This window comes from Modestobacter sp. VKM Ac-2986 (genome assembly GCF_026967795.1).
Classification (GTDB): Bacteria; Actinomycetota; Actinomycetes; order Mycobacteriales; family Geodermatophilaceae; genus Modestobacter.
In genome coordinates, this window is record NZ_JAPVBH010000005.1 from 221513 (window position 1) to 237485 (window position 15973).

The 15973-nt window shown below is 75.7% G+C and carries 17 protein-coding genes; 15 read left to right on the forward strand and 2 right to left on the reverse strand.

The genetic code is table 11. The features are described from left to right. Window positions 1–15: 15 nt before the first annotated feature. Genes folB through O2W14_RS14515 form a run of 3 tightly spaced genes read left to right on the forward strand, consistent with a single transcriptional unit; the run spans window position 16 to window position 1348 of the window. Window positions 16–378 carry a dihydroneopterin aldolase gene (folB, locus tag O2W14_RS14505; protein WP_269176813.1) on the forward strand — a complete coding sequence of 121 codons (363 nt, stop codon included), beginning with the start codon at window positions 16–18 and terminating at the stop codon, window positions 376–378. After that, window positions 375–866 (forward strand): 2-amino-4-hydroxy-6-hydroxymethyldihydropteridine diphosphokinase, encoded by a 492-nt coding sequence (gene folK, locus O2W14_RS14510; protein ID WP_269176814.1) that lies wholly within the window; start codon window positions 375–377, stop codon window positions 864–866. The genes folB and folK overlap by 4 nt, the downstream gene beginning before the upstream one ends. Continuing rightward, complete coding sequence (locus O2W14_RS14515; protein ID WP_269176815.1) at window positions 863–1348, forward strand: DUF3180 domain-containing protein; 486 nt, start codon at window positions 863–865, stop codon at window positions 1346–1348. Before folK ends, O2W14_RS14515 begins: the two co-directional genes overlap by 4 nt. Before the next feature lie 60 nt (window positions 1349–1408). Here the strand turns inward: O2W14_RS14515 and O2W14_RS14520 are convergent, their stop codons facing one another. Further along, on the reverse strand, window positions 1409–2587 hold the full coding sequence (locus O2W14_RS14520; RefSeq protein WP_269176816.1) for an ABC transporter ATP-binding protein: 1179 nt from the start codon (window positions 2585–2587) through the stop codon (window positions 1409–1411). 41 nt (window positions 2588–2628) lie between these two features. Here O2W14_RS14520 and O2W14_RS14525 point away from each other — a divergent pair, with 41 nt between their 5' ends. The 3 genes from O2W14_RS14525 to O2W14_RS14535 all read left to right on the forward strand — a co-directional run bounded on the left by O2W14_RS14525 (window position 2629) and on the right by O2W14_RS14535 (window position 5191). Then, window positions 2629–3303 (forward strand): ABC transporter permease, encoded by a 675-nt coding sequence (locus O2W14_RS14525; protein ID WP_269176817.1) that lies wholly within the window; start codon window positions 2629–2631, stop codon window positions 3301–3303. Next, entirely contained in the window at window positions 3300–4022 is a 723-nt protein-coding gene (locus tag O2W14_RS14530; RefSeq protein WP_269176818.1) for an ABC transporter permease, read from the forward strand. The genes O2W14_RS14525 and O2W14_RS14530 overlap by 4 nt, the downstream gene beginning before the upstream one ends. 152 nt (window positions 4023–4174) lie before the next feature. Further along, window positions 4175–5191: a glycine betaine ABC transporter substrate-binding protein gene (locus tag O2W14_RS14535; protein WP_269176819.1), complete on the forward strand. Its 1017-nt coding sequence runs from the start codon at window positions 4175–4177 to the stop codon at window positions 5189–5191. A gap of 99 nt (window positions 5192–5290) precedes the next feature. On the opposite strand, the gene O2W14_RS14540 is transcribed toward O2W14_RS14535, so the two are convergent. Next, window positions 5291–5896, reverse strand: a complete 606-nt coding sequence (locus O2W14_RS14540; RefSeq protein WP_269176820.1) for a DUF1684 domain-containing protein — start codon at window positions 5894–5896, stop codon at window positions 5291–5293. 91 nt (window positions 5897–5987) lie between these two features. Here O2W14_RS14540 and O2W14_RS14545 point away from each other — a divergent pair, with 91 nt between their 5' ends. The 9 genes from O2W14_RS14545 (at window position 5988) to O2W14_RS14585 (ending at window position 15802) form a co-directional block, all read left to right on the forward strand. After that, window positions 5988–7796, forward strand: coding sequence for a DUF6779 domain-containing protein (locus O2W14_RS14545; protein ID WP_269176821.1), 1809 nt, complete (start codon window positions 5988–5990; stop codon window positions 7794–7796). A gap of 243 nt (window positions 7797–8039) precedes the next feature. Then, window positions 8040–9002, forward strand: a complete 963-nt coding sequence (locus O2W14_RS14550; protein ID WP_269176822.1) for a Rossmann-like and DUF2520 domain-containing protein — start codon at window positions 8040–8042, stop codon at window positions 9000–9002. Then, the gene (panC, locus tag O2W14_RS14555; protein ID WP_269176823.1) at window positions 8999–9856 is read left to right on the forward strand and encodes a pantoate--beta-alanine ligase; all 858 of its coding nucleotides are present in this window, start codon (window positions 8999–9001) and stop codon (window positions 9854–9856) included. Before O2W14_RS14550 ends, panC begins: the two co-directional genes overlap by 4 nt. Continuing rightward, window positions 9853–10278, forward strand: a complete 426-nt coding sequence (gene panD, locus O2W14_RS14560) for an aspartate 1-decarboxylase (protein ID WP_269176824.1) — start codon at window positions 9853–9855, stop codon at window positions 10276–10278. Before panC ends, panD begins: the two co-directional genes overlap by 4 nt. Then, window positions 10275–11921: an L-aspartate oxidase gene (locus O2W14_RS14565; RefSeq protein ID WP_269176825.1), complete on the forward strand. Its 1647-nt coding sequence runs from the start codon at window positions 10275–10277 to the stop codon at window positions 11919–11921. Before panD ends, O2W14_RS14565 begins: the two co-directional genes overlap by 4 nt. Window positions 11922–11970: 49 nt before the next feature. Further along, entirely contained in the window at window positions 11971–12882 is a 912-nt protein-coding gene (gene nadC, locus O2W14_RS14570) for a carboxylating nicotinate-nucleotide diphosphorylase (protein ID WP_269176826.1), read from the forward strand. Window positions 12883–12885: 3 nt separating this feature from the next. Next, the gene (locus O2W14_RS14575; RefSeq protein WP_269176827.1) at window positions 12886–13698 is read left to right on the forward strand and encodes a type III pantothenate kinase; all 813 of its coding nucleotides are present in this window, start codon (window positions 12886–12888) and stop codon (window positions 13696–13698) included. 10 nt (window positions 13699–13708) lie between these two features. Continuing rightward, window positions 13709–15289, forward strand: a complete 1581-nt coding sequence (gene lysS, locus O2W14_RS14580) for a lysine--tRNA ligase (protein ID WP_269176828.1) — start codon at window positions 13709–13711, stop codon at window positions 15287–15289. A gap of 141 nt (window positions 15290–15430) precedes the next feature. Next, complete coding sequence (locus tag O2W14_RS14585) at window positions 15431–15802, forward strand: histone-like nucleoid-structuring protein Lsr2 (protein WP_269176829.1); 372 nt, start codon at window positions 15431–15433, stop codon at window positions 15800–15802. Window positions 15803–15973: the final 171 nt, after the last annotated feature.

Sequence of the window (15973 nt, forward strand, 5' to 3'; positions counted from 1 at the left end):
CCTCTGGACGGGGCCGTGCCCGACCGGATCACCGTGCACGGGCTCACCGGCCACGGCTTCCACGGCGTCTACCCGACCGAGCGCGAGCACGGCCAGACCTTCCGGGTCGACGCGGCGCTGGAGCTGGACACCGCGCCGGCTGCGGCCACCGACGACCTGGCCCGCACGGTCAACTACGCCGAGCTGGCCCAGGCGCTGCACGCGGTGCTGGTCGGCGAGCCGGTCGACCTGCTGGAGACCCTCGCCCAGCGGCTGGCCGACCTGTGCCTGGCCGACCCGCTGGTGCAGGCCGTGGAGATCACCGTGCACAAGCCCGACGCCGACCTCGGCGTGCCCGCCGACGACGTCACGGTGGCGATCCGCCGCACCCGGCCGTGACCACCGCCGTCCTGTCCCTCGGCGGCAACCTCGGCGACCGGTCGGCGACGCTGCACACGGCGCTGTCCGCGCTGGCCGGCCACGGGCTGGTCGCCGCCTCCGGGCTGTACGAGACCCCGCCGTGGGGGCCGGTCGAGCAGCCGCCGTACCTCAACGCGGTCGCCGTCCTGACCGGCGACCGGGACGCCGCGGGGTGGCTGGCCCTGGCCCACGAGCTGGAACGGGCGGCCGGGCGCACCCGGGAGGTGCGCTGGGGCGCGCGCACCCTGGACGTCGACGTCGTCACCGTCACCGCGGACGACGGCACACCGGTGCACTCGGACGACCCGGACCTGCTGCTGCCGCACCCGCGGGCTGCCGAGCGCGCCTTCGTCCTGGTGCCGTGGCTGGCCCTCGACCCGGCGGCGACGCTGCCCGGCCACGGCCCGGTCGCCGACCTGGTGGCCGCGCTGCCGCTCGCGGACGTGGCCGCCGTGGTCCCGGCGTGAACCCGGTCAGCCGTCGCGACCTGGTCGCCCTGGCCCTCGGTCTGGCCGTCGCCAGCTGGCTCGTCGTACGGGCCGCCTACGGCGACCTCCCCGCGCTGCGCTGGTGGCTGCCGGTCCCCGTCGGGCTGCTCGCCCTGGCCGAGGCCGGTGCCGCCCGCACCCTGGGCGCCCGGCTGCCGGCCCAGCGCGACCGGCGTCCGATCCCGGGCGGCGGACCGGTCGAGCCGCTGCTGGTCGCCCGGCTGGTGGTGCTCGCCCAGGCCAGCGCCTACGTCGGCGCGGTCCTCGCCGGCTGCTGGGCCGGGGTCCTGCTGCACACCGTCCCCGCGCTCGACCAGCTCACCGCCGCCCGCGGCGACACCGGCACCGCGGTGCTCGGCGTCGTCCTCGCCCTCGCGCTGACCGTCGCGGCGCTGTGGCTGGAGCACGTCACCAAGATCCCGCTGGACGACGACGACGGGCCGGCCGGCGCCCGCACGTAGTTGGAGGACCCCCGTGCCCCCCACCGCTCGCGAGCTCGCGGCGGGCCCGTGCACGGGGGCCTAGACGGCGCCGGCGGTCTCCGGGACGGTGCCCTCGACGGAGCGGCGCAGGGCCGCGTGCAGGGACTCGGGGGTGAGGACACCGCAGAAGCGGTCGCCGTCGAGCACCGCGACCCAGCCGGCCTCCAGCTGCAGCATCGTGGAGAACGCCGTCTTGAGCGTGGCGTCGATGGGCACCCAGGCCTCCATCCGCTTGCAGGCCTCCCGCACCGTGCCCGGGCCCGCGGCGCGCTCGGCGGAGATCCAGCCGTGCAGCGCCTGGTGGTCGTCGAGCACGACCGCCCAGCGGGCCCCGGCGCGCAGCAGCGCCGCCCGCGCGTCGGCCAGGCCGTCGTCGACGTGCACCACCGGCGGCTGCTCGAGGTCGGCCATGTCGATGCCGGTGACCGCGAGCCGCTTCAGCCCGCGGTCGGCGCCGACGAAGTCGGCCACGAACGGGGTGGCGGGGGAGCCCAGCAGCTCGGCGGGCGCAGCGAACTGCTCGACCTTGCCGCCGGTGCTCATGACCGCGATCCGGTCACCGAGGCGCACGGCCTCCTCGATGTCGTGGGTGACGAAGACGATCGTCTTGCGCACGGTGTCCTGCAGCCGCAGGAACTCCGTCTGGAGGCGCTCGCGCACGATCGGGTCGACGGCGGAGAACGGCTCGTCCATCAGCAGGACGGCGGGGTCGGCGGCCAGCGCGCGGGCCACGCCGGCGCGCTGGCGCTGTCCACCGGAGAGCTGGTGGGGGTAGCGGTCCCCGAAGGTCGCCGGGTCCAGGCCCACCAGCTCCAGCAGCTCCTCGACCCGGTCGGCGGTGCGCCGCTTGTCCCAGCCCAGCAGCCGCGGGACGGTGCCGACGTTGCGGCGCACGGTCTGGTGCGGGAACAGCCCGACGTTCTGGATGACGTACCCGATCCGCCGGCGCAGCTCCACCGGGTCGACCCGGGTCACGTCGTCCTCGCCCAGCAGGATGCGGCCGGTGGTCGGCTCGATGATCCGGTTGATCATCTTCATCGTGGTCGTCTTGCCGCAGCCTGACGGCCCGACCAGCACGGTCAGCTCGCCCGCGGCGAAGGTCAGGTCCAGCGCGCGGACGCCGACGCTGCCGTCGGGGTAGGTCTTGCTGACCCCCTCCAGCCGGATGGCCTGGGCGGGGGACGCTGTGGTCTCGGCGGGCTTGGCACTAACGTCCACGGCGTGGCCTTCCTGACGGGCGCCCGGTGCTGAGCGCGGCGGTGCTCGCTGCCGATGCGGCGCCGAACCCCTGGTTCGACCCCTCGTACGTGACGTCGAACTGGAGCACCATCCTCGCCCACCTCGGCGAGCACGTGCGGCTGACGGTCGCCGCGGTGCTCCTCGGCGCGTCGATCGCGCTGCCGCTCGCCCTGCTGGCGCGCCGCAGCCGCTGGCTGGCCGGCCCGGTGCTGGGGCTCTCGACGCTCATCTACACGATCCCGTCGCTGGCCATGTTCGCCTTCGTGGCGCCGATCACCGGGTTGTCCGCGACCACGGTGCTGATCGGCCTGGTCCTCTACTCGCTGGTCGTGCTGGTGCGGAACTTCCTCGCCGGCCTGCAGTCGGTCCCGGCCGACGTCCAGGAGGCGGCCCGCGGGATGGGCTACGGGCCGGTCCGGATGTTCTGGCAGGTCGAGCTGCCGTTGGCGCTGCCGTCGTTCATGGCCGGCATCCGGGTCGCCACGGTCTCCACCGTCGCGCTGGTCACCGTCGGGGTGATCGTCGGGCACGGCGGACTGGGCCAGCTGATCACCGGCGGGTTCAACGCCAACTTCTACCGGGCGCAGATCGTCACCGGCGCCGTCGGCTGCGTGCTGCTGGCGCTGGTCGCGGACCTGCTGCTGGCCGGCGCCGAGCGGGCGCTGACCCCCTGGACCCGGCGGGCGCGGGCATGAACCAGCTCGAGGCGGCCCTCCGCTACCTCAACGACCCGCTGAACTGGACGCGCACCAACGGGATCGTCGACCTCCTGCTGCAGCACCTGCAGATCTCGGTGATCGCCGTCGCCGTCGCGGTGGCCGTCGGCGTCCCGGTCGGCGCGCTGCTCGGCCACACCGGCCGGGGCGGGGCGTTCACCGTCGCGCTGTCCAACGTCTCCCGCGCTGTGCCGACGCTGGCCCTGCTGACGGTCTTCGCGGTCACCCCGATCGGCTTCGGGCCCACGGCGACCACGATCGCGCTCGCGCTGTTCGCGCTGCCGCCGGTGCTCACGAACACCTACGTCGGCTTCCGCGGTGTCGACCGGGACGTCGTCGAGGCCTCCCGGGCGATGGGGATGAGCGAGCGGCAGGTGCTGCTGCGCGCCGAGCTGCCGCTCGCCGTGCCGCTGCTGATGACCGGTGTCCGCACGGCTGCGGTGCAGGTGGTCGCCACCGCCACGCTGGCCGCGCTGGTCGCCGGCGGCGGCCTGGGCCGGATCATCACCCTCGGCTTCCGGCAGCAGGACTACGGCGCCGTGCTGGCCGGCGCCCTGCTCGTCGCGCTGCTGGCGGTGGCCACCGAGCTCCTGCTGGCCCTGGTGTCCTGGGCGGTCACCCCCGGCCCGCGGCGGCTCGCGTTCGGCCGGGTCCGCACCCGGCAGGTGGGCGCCGGGACGGTGGCGGCCACCCCCTGAGCGGGACCGTGATCACCGGCGGGTAACGGTTGGGCACGACGGACTTGCCCTGGGAGGTCCTGCAGGGGTTGAGTGGTCGGTGCGGGGCACCCCCCGCCAGACACGCGTGGCCGTCCAGCAGTGGGCGCCACGGGACACAGAAGGCGGAGCTGATGCGCACGCGTCCCCGTTTCCAGACCATCCTCCCCGTCGCCGCCCTCGCGGCCGTCCTCGCCACCGCCGCGTGCGGTGAGTCCGGGTCCTCGGGCACCGGCGGCCCGGCCGCCGCCACCGGGTCCGCCTCGGGCGAGGCCTGCGCGCCCGTCGCCGGCGACCAGCTCGTCGTCCTCGAGGACGACAAGGGCCTGCAGAACGCCGACAACGTCGTCCCGGCGGTCAACGCCGCGGCCGCCGCGGCCAGCCCGGCCCTCGTCCAGGCGCTCGACACGGTCTCGGCCGCCCTCACCGAGGACGACCTGATCGGCATGAACAAGGCCGTCGACATCGACCGGCAGACCGCCACCGACGTCGCCGCCGCGTACGCCGCGGAGAACCAGCTGGGCTCCGGCGTGACCGGCGGCAGCGGCCCGGTCGTCGTCGGTGCGGCCGACTTCAGCGAGTCCCAGGTGCTGGCCAACGTCTACGCCCAGGCCCTGAACGCGGCCGGCTTCCAGGCCACCGTGCAGACCGTGGGCAACCGCGAGCTGTACCTGCCGGCGCTCAAGAGCGGTGAGATCCAGGTGTTCCCCGAGTACCTGGCCACCGTCGCCGACATCATCGCCAAGAACGTCGACCCGGCCTCCACCGGCATCGCCACCAGCGACGCCGACGAGACGCTGACCGCGCTGGAGCCGATCGCGCAGCAGTACGGGCTGGTGTTCGGCACCCCGGCCGAGGCGACGGACCAGAACGCCTTCGCCGTCACCACCGCGTTCGCCGAGGGCCTCGGGGTCACCACCCTGTCCGAGCTGGCCGAGAAGTGCGGCGACGGCTCGCTGACCCTCGGCGGCCCGGGCGAGTGCCCGACCCGGCCGCAGTGCCAGCTCGGCCTGGAGGAGACCTACGGGCTCACCTTCGCCGGCTTCAGCGAGTACGACGCCGGTGGCCCGCTGACCAAGGCCGCCATCCAGCAGGGTGACGTGGCCATGGGCCTGGTCTTCAGCTCCGACGGCGCCCTCGCCCAGCAGTAGGACCCCCCTGCCCCCCACCACGAGCGAGCTCGCGGCGGGGCCCTGCAGGGCGGCCGACACGACGAGGCCCGCTCCCGCAAGGGAGCGGGCCTCGTCGTGTCAGTACCAGCCTCCGGGGGGCAGCTGCTCGCCGGCGGCGACCACGGTGGACACCCGGTTGCCCTCGGGGGCCAGCGGGCAGGTCCACTGCGGGTCGTAGGTGCACGAGGGGTGGTAGGCGAAGTTGAGGTCGACCACGAGCCGGCCCCCGGTGCCGCCCAGGTCGGCGCTCTTGACCGTGTCGAGCAGGTAGCGGCCGCCGCCGTAGGTGGTCGTGCCGGCGCTGCCGTCGCGCAGCGGGAGGAACACCCCGCCGCCGTACCCGCCCGTCCACCACACGTCGAGCCGGCCGACGTCGCCGAGGGTGACCCGACCGACCCGGTGCAGCACCAGACCGCCCTCGCCGGTCGGCACCCCCAGCTGCAGCGGCTCGACGTCGGTGTCCACGGGTGCGTCGAAGCGCAGCGCCGGGTCGTAGGGGGCCATCGGCACCCCGGTGAAGCCGGACCGGGCCGCGGCGTCGAGCGGGGAGTCCGGGTGGGTGCCCAGCAGGGCGTCGCGGCCGGTGCGCCACAGCGTCCAGCCGGACTCGGGGTCCTCGGCCGCCCGGACGTCGGCGTACAGGGCGGCGACGCGTCGTCGCCAGTCCAGCAGGGTGAGCGTCACCGGACCACCCTGTCACCGGGCGCCGGGACGGCGGTGCGCGGCTCGACCGGCAACCACTCGCCGGAACCCCTCCAGACCGTAGAGTGACGGCATGGGAGGTCGCCGGGACGACGCGCCTGCCCGCACCGCCCTGCCGGCCCTGCCACCGCGCCCGGCCCCGCCGCCGCCCCGCCCCGCACCGGCCGTGGTCGACCCGCCCGCGGTCGAGCGGGCTGCGCCCGACCGGCCCCGTCGGGTGCAGCCCCGTGCGGTCGCGGACCCGGCCAGCCCCGGCCGTCGGGTCTGGCTGGCCGTCGGGCTGGTGCTGGCCGCCGTCGCGACCGCCGCGGTCTTCCTCACCGACAACCCGCTGGTGCTGCGGATCGTGCTGCTCGCGGTCTGCTGGGCCTTCGTCGTCGCCGCGTTCCTCGGGGGCAGCCGGGACGGTGACCGGGTGGCCGCCGCCGCCCGGGAGGCCGAGCTGCGCGCCGCCTACGACCTCGAGCTCGAGCGTGAGGTCGCCGCCCGGCACGCCCACGAGGCCGAGCTGGAGGGCCGGCTGCGGCGGGAGTCCGAGGAGACGATGCGCGAGGAGCTGCGGCAGCTGCGCACCCAGCTCGGCGCCCTCGACCGCCTGCAGGAGGACCTCGCCGCGGTCGGCCGGCTGCGCGCCGACCTGCACGCCCTGACCGGGCTGTCCGCCCAGCTCGACGACCTGGGCGAGCTGCGCGGCGAGCTCGCCGGGCTGGCCCAGCTGCGGGCCCAGCTCGCCGGCGTCGGCGACCTGCGGGCCGAGCTCGGGCGGCTGCGCAGCGAGGTCACCGAGCAGCTGTCCGGCGAGGTGCTGGTCGAGCGCACGGTCATGCGCGCCCAGTCGGTGCGCGGACCCGCGCAGGCCACCGACTCCTTCGCCGTCGGTGGCGGCCGGACGCTGGAGGGCAGCCCCGACTGGCCGGCGGAGCCGTCGCTGCGCCCGGGCGGCTGGGACGTCGACTCCTGGACCACCACCCGCGTCGAGGCCGGCCCCGCCGCGGACGACGACGCCCCCGCCTCCTGGCCGCTCACCCCGCCGCCCGCCGAGCCGACGCGGACCTTCGCCGTGGTCGACGAGGAGCAGGTGTCCCGCCACCGGCCGCCCTCGCCGGTCGAGTGGCTGGTGGGCGAGTCGCTGGTGGAGCCGCCGGCCGAGCCGGCCCTGCAGTCCCCGCGGGAGTGGCTGGACCAGCAGTCGCTGGTCGGCGCGGGCGACGCGACCGGTGAGCTGCCGGTCGCCGGGGTGCCCGACCGCCCGTCGGCCTGGTCGTCGGCGCCGGAGCCCCCGCGCCGGCACCGCCGTGCTGCCGAGCCCGACGAGGACGACCTCGTCTCCTGGACCGACCGGCTCCGCGGCACCGGGCCGGACGAGGTGCCGTCCTCCGGCGATTCCCCGTCGGGGGCGTGGTCGGACCGGAGCCCGGCGTACCCGGACCCGTTCGACGGGCCCTCGACGTCCGGGACACCGGCGTACGAGCCCGCCCCGTACGAGGAGCGGTCGTACGAGCCGCCGTCGTACGAGCCGTCGTCGTACGAACTGCCGTCCCACGACAGCCCCGCTTACGAGAGCCCCTCGGACGTGCGCTCCTCCCGGGAGGGTGCCGCCCACGAGCCGCCGTCCTGGCTGGACCGCGACGCCCGCACCGACGACGCGGGCACCGGCAGCACCGCCTGGAGACCGTCCGAGGGCGCAGCCGCCCGCGAGGACGACGCTCCCGCGGCGACCGGCGCACCACCCGAGCCCGCCGGCCACGCCCGCCTGGAGCAGATCCTGGCCGAGAGCGGCGTCGCAGCGCCCAGCGGCGGCCGGTCGAGGCGGCGTCGCTACCGCGAGGAGGGCCAGGAGGACGGCGACGACGTGCTGGCCCGGGTGCTCGGCCGCGACTGACCCGCCCGCCGGCCGGTGAGCCAGGACACACCTGGGGGACGTTGCCGCGCCGCCCGTGCCGGTAACACACTCGGCACAGACGGATCACGTGTGTGACACACCCGCCCGGGTGGTTGCAGCAGGTGTCCCCGCCCGCTCGACGAGCACCCGCTCGACCCGCACCACCCAGCGGTCCACGACGACGTGGGCCGACGCGACCTGAGTCCGGTACCCGCACGGGACTGGAACGAGAGGTGCACCGGGATGTCCCCACGTCCGCGCGCGGCCGCCGCTGCGCCCACCGCCGTGCCCGCCGCCGGGCTGCCCCCGGCCGCCGAGGCCCCCGCCCGCCTGCGCGTGGGCGTGATCGGCGCCGGCCGGGTGGGCGCCGTCCTCGGGGCCGCGCTGGCCACCGCCGGCCACGAGGTGGTCGCCGCCTCGGGCCTGTCCGCCGCCTCCCGCGAGCGCGCCGCCCGGCTGCTGCCCGGGGTCCCGCTGCTGCGCGCCGACCAGGTGCTGGCCGCCAGCGACCTCGTCGTGCTGGCCGTCCCCGACGACACCCTCGCCGGCCTGGTCGCCGGGCTCGCCGAGACCGGCGCCTGGCGCCGCGGCCAGCTGGCCTTCCACACCTCCGGTGCGGCCGGCATCGGCGTGCTCGCCCCCGCCGAGGACGCCGGCGTGCTGCCGCTGGCCCTGCACCCGGCGATGACCTTCACCGGTGCCCCCGAGGACGTGCACCGCCTGCTCGCCGCGCCCTTCGGCGTGACCAGCCGTCCCGAGCACCGCCCGGTCGCCGAGGCCCTCGTGCTCGAGATGGGCGGGGAGCCCACCTGGGCCGCCGAGGCCGACCGCGGGCTGTACCACGCGGCCCTGGCCGGCAGCGCCAACCACCTGGTCACGCTGGTCGCCGAGGCCGCCGACCTGCTGCGCACCGCCGGGGTCGAGGACCCCGCCCGGATGCTGACCCCGCTGCTCACCGCCGCACTCGAGGGTGCCCTGCGCCGCGGCGACCGCGCCCTCACCGGCCCGGTCAGCCGCGGGGACGTGGGCACCGTGAGCGGCCACCTGCAGACGCTGGGCGAGCGGGCACCGGCGGCGGTCGACGCCTACGTCGCGCTGGCCCGGCGCACCACCGAGCGCGCCCTGGCCGCCGGCCGCCTGCGCCCCCACGAGGGCGCCCCGCTGCTGGAGCTGCTGCACCGCCCGTCCGAGGAGGTCACCCGATGAGCGCGTCGTCCGGCCTCCCCGCCGTCGCCGAGACCACCGCGGAGCTGCACCGACTGCGGGCCGCCCTGCCCGGGCCGGTCGTGCTGGTGCCGACCATGGGCGCGCTGCACGAGGGCCACCGCACCCTGGTGCGCGCCGCCCGCGAGCGCGGCGGGAGCGTCGTGGTCTCCGTCTTCGTCAACCCGACGCAGTTCGGGCCGGGGGAGGACTTCGACCGTTACCCGCGCACCTGGGACGCCGACCTCGCCGCGCTGGCCGCCGAGGGCGCCGACCTGGTCTTCCACCCGCCGGTCGACGAGGTGTACCCGCCGGGCGCCGTCGGGGTGACCGTGCACCCCGGTCCGCTGGGCGACGTGCTCGAGGGCGCGGTCCGCCCCGGTCACTTCGCCGGCGTGCTCACCGTGGTGGCGAAGCTGTTCGGCCTGGTGCGTCCCGACGTCGCCGTCTTCGGGGAGAAGGACTACCAGCAGCTGACGCTGATCCGGGCGATGGCCCGCGAGCTCGCGCTGGGCGTCGACGTCGTCGGCGTCCCCACCGTGCGGGAGGACGACGGCATGGCGCTGTCCAGCCGCAACCGCTACCTGTCCGCGGAACAGCGGGCCACCGCTGCGGCGTTGTCCGCCGCGCTGCGCGCCGGGGCGGCAGCCGGTCCTTCCGGGGCCGACGCCGTCCTGACCGCCGCCCGGGCGGTGCTCGCCGGGGCACCGGACCTGGTGCCGGACTACCTGGAGCTCACCGACCCGGAGCTGGGCCCGCCCCCGGCCGCCGGACCCGCCCGCCTGCTGGTCGCCGCCCGCGCCGGCAGCACCCGACTGATCGACAACCTCGCCGTGACCCTGGGGAGCCACCGATGATGCGCACGATGCTCAAGAGCAAGGTCCACCGGGCCACGGTGACCCAGGCCGACCTGCACTACGTCGGCTCGGTGACCGTCGACGAGGACCTCATGGACGCCGCCGACCTGCTGGCCGGTGAGCAGGTGGCCATCGTCGACGTCACCAACGGCGCCCGGCTGGAGACCTACGTGATCCCCGGCGAGCGCGGCAGCGGCGTGCTGGGCATCAACGGTGCCGCCGCGCACCTGGTGCACCCCGGCGACCTGGTCATCCTCATCACCTACGGGCTGATGGACGAGACCGAGGCGAAGTCGTACCTGCCGAAGGTCGTGCACGTCGACGCCGCCAACCGGGTCGTCGAGCTGGGCGCGGACCCCTCGGCCCCGGTGCCGGGGTCGGACGAGATGCAGCGGAGCCCGCAGGGCGTGCCGGTCCGATGACCGGCCTGCCGTCGCGGCTGAGCGCGCCCGAGCCGGGCTGGGAGCTCACCGCCGACGTCTGCGTGGTCGGCTCCGGCGTGGCCGGCCTGTGCGTGGCGCTGCACGCCCGCACCGCCGGGCTGTCGGTCGCCGTCGTCACCAAGGTCGAGGTGGACGACGGCTCGACCCGCTGGGCGCAGGGTGGGATCGCCGCCGTGCTGTCCGCGACCGACACCCCCGGTGCGCACGCCCGGGACACCGAGGTGGCCGGCGTGGGGCTCTGCGACGACGACGCCGTCCGGGCGCTGGTCACCGAGGGCCCGGAGCGGCTGCACGAGCTGATCAGCTGGGGCGCGGCCTTCGACCGCGACGGCGACGGCCGGCTGCTGCTGACCCGCGAGGGCGGGCACTCCACCGACCGGATCGTGCACGCCGGCGGGGACGCCACCGGCGCAGAGGTGCAGCGGGCACTGCACGACTCCGTCTCCGCCGACCCCGGCATCACCCTGGTCGAGCACGCGATGGTGCTGGACCTGCTCACCGACGTCGACGGCCGGGCTGCCGGGGTGACCCTGCACGTGCTCGGCGAGGGCAGCGCCGACGGCGTCGGGGCCGTGCGCGCCCGGGCCGTGGTGCTGGCCACCGGCGGCATGGGCCAGGTCTACGCCGCCACCACCAACCCCTCGGTGTCCACCGGCGACGGTGTCGCGCTGGGCCTGCGGGCCGGGGCGGTCGCCACCGACCTGGAGTTCGTCCAGTTCCACCCCACCGCGCTGTACCTCGGGCCGGACTCCCGCGGGCAGCAGCCGCTGGTCTCCGAGGCGCTGCGCGGTGAGGGCGCGGTGCTGCGCGACGACGCGGGGGAGCGGTTCATGGTCGGCGCGCACGAGCTCGCCGAGCTGGCGCCCCGCGACGTCGTGGCCAAGGCCATCACCCGGGTGCAGCTGCGCGACGGCGTCGACCACGTCTGGCTCGACGCCCGCGGCATCCCGGGCCTCGCTGAGCGGTTCCCGACCATCGTCGCCCGCTGCCGCGAGGCCGGCGTCGACCCGGTCACCGACCTGGTCCCGGTCACCCCGGCCGCGCACTACGCCTCCGGCGGGCTGGCCACCGACCTGCACGGGCGCACCACCGTCCCCGGGCTCTACGCCTGCGGCGAGGTCGCCTGCACCGGCGTGCACGGGGCCAACCGGCTGGCGTCGAACTCACTGCTCGAGGGGCTGGTGTTCGCCGGCCGGATCGGCGAGGCCCTCGCCCGCGAGCTGCCCGTCCCGGCCGCCCCCGCACCGGTCGACCCGCGCCCGCAGGGGCTGGTCGACGCCGCGGCGCGCGGCCCGCTCACGGCCACCATGTCGGCCCTGGTCGGCGCCCTGCGCACCGGCCCGGGGCTGGCGACCGCGGCCGGCGAGCTGGCCGGCCTGGAGGAGCGCACCACCGCCGTCCCGGGTGTGCCCGGCTGGGAGGCCACCGACCTGCTGACCGTGGCCACCGCGATCACCGCCGCGGCCGCCGCCCGCGAGGAGACCCGCGGCTGCCACTGGCGGGAGGACCACCCCGACGCCGCCGACGCCTGGCGGGTGCACCTCGACGTCCGGCTGGACGACGACGGGCGGGTCACCCTGGCCCGCCGCCCGGTCGGCGAGCCCGTCGCCGTCCGGTGGTGAGCGGGCGGGGAGCGGGATCGCAGTGGCGGTGCCCGGCAGGATGGACGGCGTGACCAGCCACCCCACCGACCTGACCGGCACCGGGCTGAGCGCGGCCTGGGTCGACGAGCTGATCGAGCGCACGCTCACCGAGGACCTCACCGGCGGCCCGCCGCTGCCCAGCGCACCCGACGTCGCGGTGGGCTACGACGTCACCAGCGCCGCCACCGTGCCCGGCACCCAGTTCGGGACGGCGGACCTCGTCGCCCGCGCGGACGGCGTCCTCGCCGGTCTCCCGGTGGCCGCACGGGTGTTCCGCCGGCTGGCCCCCGGCGCGACCCTCACCGCCGCGGCCACCGACGGCGACCGGGTGCGGCGTGGGGACGTGCTGCTGACCGTCCGCGGGCCGGTGCGGGCGCTGCTGGCCGCCGAGCGCAGCGCGCTGAACATCGCCAGCCGGGCCAGCGGCATCGCCACCCACACCCGCGCCTGGGCCGACGCGATCGCCGGCACCGGGGCCACGGTGCTCGACACCCGCAAGACCACCCCGGGCCTGCGGCCGCTGGAGAAGTACGCGGTGCGCTGCGGGGGCGGGTCGAACAAGCGGATGGGCCTCTACGACGTGGCGATGGTCAAGGACAACCACGTGACCGCGGCCGGCTCGGTGTCCGCGGCCGTGGCGATGGTGCGCGAGCGTGCCCCGCGGGTGCCGGTGCAGGTCGAGTGCGACACCCTCGCGCAGGTCACCGAGGCGGTGGCGGCCGGCGCGGACTTCCTGCTGCTGGACAACATGACCCCCGACCAGCTGCGCCAGGCCGTCGCGGTCGTGGGCGACCGCGACGTCGAGCTGGAGGCCACCGGCGGGCTCACGCTGGCGGTCGCGCGGGAGTACGCCGAGACCGGGGTCGACTTCCTGTCCGTGGGCGCGCTGACCCACTCCTCGCCGATCCTGGACCTCGCGCTCGACCTGCGGGTGGGCTGAGCCGTGCTGCTCGCCGTCGACGTGGGCAACAGCCAGACCGTGCTGGCCACCTTCGACGGCGACCGGCGGGTCGGTGGCTGGCGGGTCACCACGCACGCGCACGCCACCGCCGACGAGCTGCGGCTGCTCTGGCGTGGGCTGCTGGCCGGCACCGAGCTCACCGGGGTCGCGGCCTGCTCCACGGTCCCCGCGCTGCTGCCGGCCCTGCGCGAGCTGCTGGGCTCCCTCGCCGTCCCGGTCACCCTCATCGGGCCGGGGGTGCGCACCGGCGTCCCGCTGCACGTCGACAACCCGCGCGAGGTCGGCGCGGACCGGGTGGTCACCGCGCTCGCCGCGCACGAGCTGTACGGCACCGCACCCGACGGGCACGGGCGGCCGGTGGTGGTCGTGGACTTCGGCACCTCGACCAACGTCGACGCCGTCGGCCCCGACGGGCAGTTCCTGGGCGGCGCGCTGGCCCCCGGGGTCGAGGTCAGCCACGACGCACTGGCCACCCGCGCGGCCCAGCTGCGCTCGGTGGAGCTGCGGGTGCCGCCGCAGGCGATCGGCAAGAACACCGTGGCCGCGCTGCAGTCCGGCCTCGTGCTCGGCTTCGCCGGGCTGGTCGACGGGCTGGTGGGCCGGATCGCCGCGGAGCTGGTCGCCCAGTTCGGCACCGAGCCGGTCGTGGTCGCCACCGGGGGCCTGCACCCGCTGGTGGCCGACAGCTGCTCCTCGATCGGGGTGCGTGAGCCCGATCTCACCGTGCACGGCCTGCGCCTGGCGTTCGGGCGCGATCAGGCCAGCGGTGGCGGGACGGCGTCCCGGCGCCCGTAGTCTCGTGGCCGTGAGTGAGCACCCCCCGTCCGACGACCGCCCCGCCACCCCCGCGTCGGACGAGCGAGGCGCGGTCCGGGACGCGGAGTCCGACCCCACCGCCGGCCTGCCCGACGACGAGCTGCCCGAGCAGCTGCGCGTCCGCCGGGCCAAGCTCGACCGGATGCGCGAGTCGGGCACCGACCCCTACCCGGTCACCGTCGCCCGCACGACCTCCCTGGCCGACGTGCGCGCCGCGCACCCCGACCTCGAGCCGGACACCATGACCGGTGAGCAGGTCGGTGTCACCGGCCGGGTCATCTTCTCCCGCAACACCGGCAAGCTCTGCTTCGCGACGCTGCGCGAGGGCGACACCGAGCTGCAGGTCATGCTCTCGGTCGACCGGGTGGGTCCCGAGGCGCTGGCCGCCTGGAAGGCCGACGTCGACCTCGGTGACCACGTGCTGGTCACCGGTGAGGTCGGGACGTCGCGGCGCGGCGAGCTGTCGGTCTTCGCCGACACGTGGGAGATGGCGGCCAAGTCGCTGCGCCCGCTGCCGGTGGCGCACAAGCCGATGAGCGAGGAGCTGCGGGTCCGCCGTCGCTACGTCGACCTCATCGTCCGCGACGAGGCCCGCCGCACCGTCCGGCAGCGCGCCGCGGTGATGACCGCGCTGCGCGCCGGGCTCGCCGCCCGCGACTTCCTCGAGGTCGAGACCCCGATGCTGCAGACGGTGCACGGCGGTGCCACCGCGCGGCCCTTCCGCACGCACATGAACGCCTTCGACCTCGATCTGTACCTGCGCATCGCGCCGGAGTTGTTCCTCAAGCGGTGCATCGTCGGCGGGCTCGACCGCGTCTTCGAGATCAACCGCAACTTCCGGAACGAGGGTGCGGACTCCTCGCACTCGCCGGAGTTCGCGATGCTGGAGTTCTACGCCGCCTACGGCGATTACACCGACGGTGCGCGCATCACCCGGGAACTGATCCAGGAATGCTGCACGGCGTTGTTCGGCGACCAGGTCGCCCGGCACCACGACGGCACCGAGGTCGACCTCTCCGGGGAATGGCCGCAGGTCAAGCTGTACTCGGTGGTCTCGGAAGCGGTCGGTGAGGAGGTCACCCCGCAGACGCCGATCGAGCGGCTGCGGGAGCTGGCCGAGGCGCACGAGATCGGCGTCGACCCCGCGTGGCTGCCCGGGAAGGTCGTCGAGGAGCTGTTCGAGGCCCTCGTCCAGCACACGCTGCAGTCGCCGACCTTCGTCATCGACTACCCGGTCGACACCTCGCCGCTGACCCGCGCCCACCGCACCGATCCCGGTGTGGCCGAGAAGTGGGACCTCTACATCGGCGGGATCGAGCGCGGCACCGGCTACTCCGAGCTCGTCGACCCGGTGGTCCAGCGGGAGCGGCTCACCCAGCAGTCGCAGCTGGGAGCGGCCGGGGACGCCGAGGCGATGGCCCTGGACGAGGACTTCCTGGAGGCCCTCGAGTACGGCATGCCGCCCACCGCCGGCGTCGGACTGGGCATCGACCGGCTCATGATGACGCTCACCGGACTCGGCATCCGGGAGACGATCCTGTTCCCATTGGTGCGGCCGCTCCATCAATGACCCGCCCTTTCGGGGCAATGTCCTCGGAATGCGCGGAGAGAATTGGCTCATTGCGTGCGTGATGTGGTGCAATGGCCCCGCGAACACGGGGGCCAATCGCACCGGTGCAACAACGCACGGCAAACGAGAGTGAGAACACAAATGGCACGCAAGGTCCAGGTGATCCTGAGCGACGACCTCGACGACAGCATCGCCGCCGACGAGACGGTCACGTTCTCCCTCGACGGGACGACGTACGAGATCGACCTGTCGGACAAGAACGCCTCGGAGATGCGTGACGTCTTCGCGAAGTACGTCGACGCCGCCCGCAAGGTGAGCAGCCGCGGGACCCGGGCCTCGGGTGCCGGCCGTTCCCGCGCGACCGGTGGCGCCGCCCCGGCCGGCGGCGGTGGTCGGATGGACCGCGAGCAGGCCGGCGCGATCCGCGACTGGGCCCGCAAGAACGGCCACGAGGTCAGCGACCGCGGCCGCATCCCCGGCAGCGTCGTCGAGGCCTACGAGGCCGCGCACTAGGACCTGCGCACACGCGCAGCACCCGCCGTCCACGGCGGTACGACGACCCGGCTCCTCCTCGAGGCGCCGGGTCGTCGTGCGTCCGGGCCCGGCGCGTCCGGCGGCGCGCCGTCCGCTGTCGGCGTAAAGGGGGCGGAACACCGTTCCTGGGACGACAGTTGTCTCCATCGA

Coding starts and splice junctions, on each gene's coding strand:
- O2W14_RS14530 (WP_269176818.1), top strand. CDS start 3,300: ATGAACCAGCTCGAGGCGGCCCTCCGCTACCTCAACGACCCGCTGAAC.
- O2W14_RS14535 (WP_269176819.1), top strand. CDS start 4,175: ATGCGCACGCGTCCCCGTTTCCAGACCATCCTCCCCGTCGCCGCCCTC.
- O2W14_RS14545 (WP_269176821.1), top strand. CDS start 5,988: ATGGGAGGTCGCCGGGACGACGCGCCTGCCCGCACCGCCCTGCCGGCC.
- O2W14_RS14550 (WP_269176822.1), top strand. CDS start 8,040: ATGTCCCCACGTCCGCGCGCGGCCGCCGCTGCGCCCACCGCCGTGCCC.
- panC (WP_269176823.1), top strand. CDS start 8,999: ATGAGCGCGTCGTCCGGCCTCCCCGCCGTCGCCGAGACCACCGCGGAG.
- panD (WP_269176824.1), top strand. CDS start 9,853: ATGATGCGCACGATGCTCAAGAGCAAGGTCCACCGGGCCACGGTGACC.
- O2W14_RS14565 (WP_269176825.1), top strand. CDS start 10,275: ATGACCGGCCTGCCGTCGCGGCTGAGCGCGCCCGAGCCGGGCTGGGAG.
- O2W14_RS14585 (WP_269176829.1), top strand. CDS start 15,431: ATGGCACGCAAGGTCCAGGTGATCCTGAGCGACGACCTCGACGACAGC.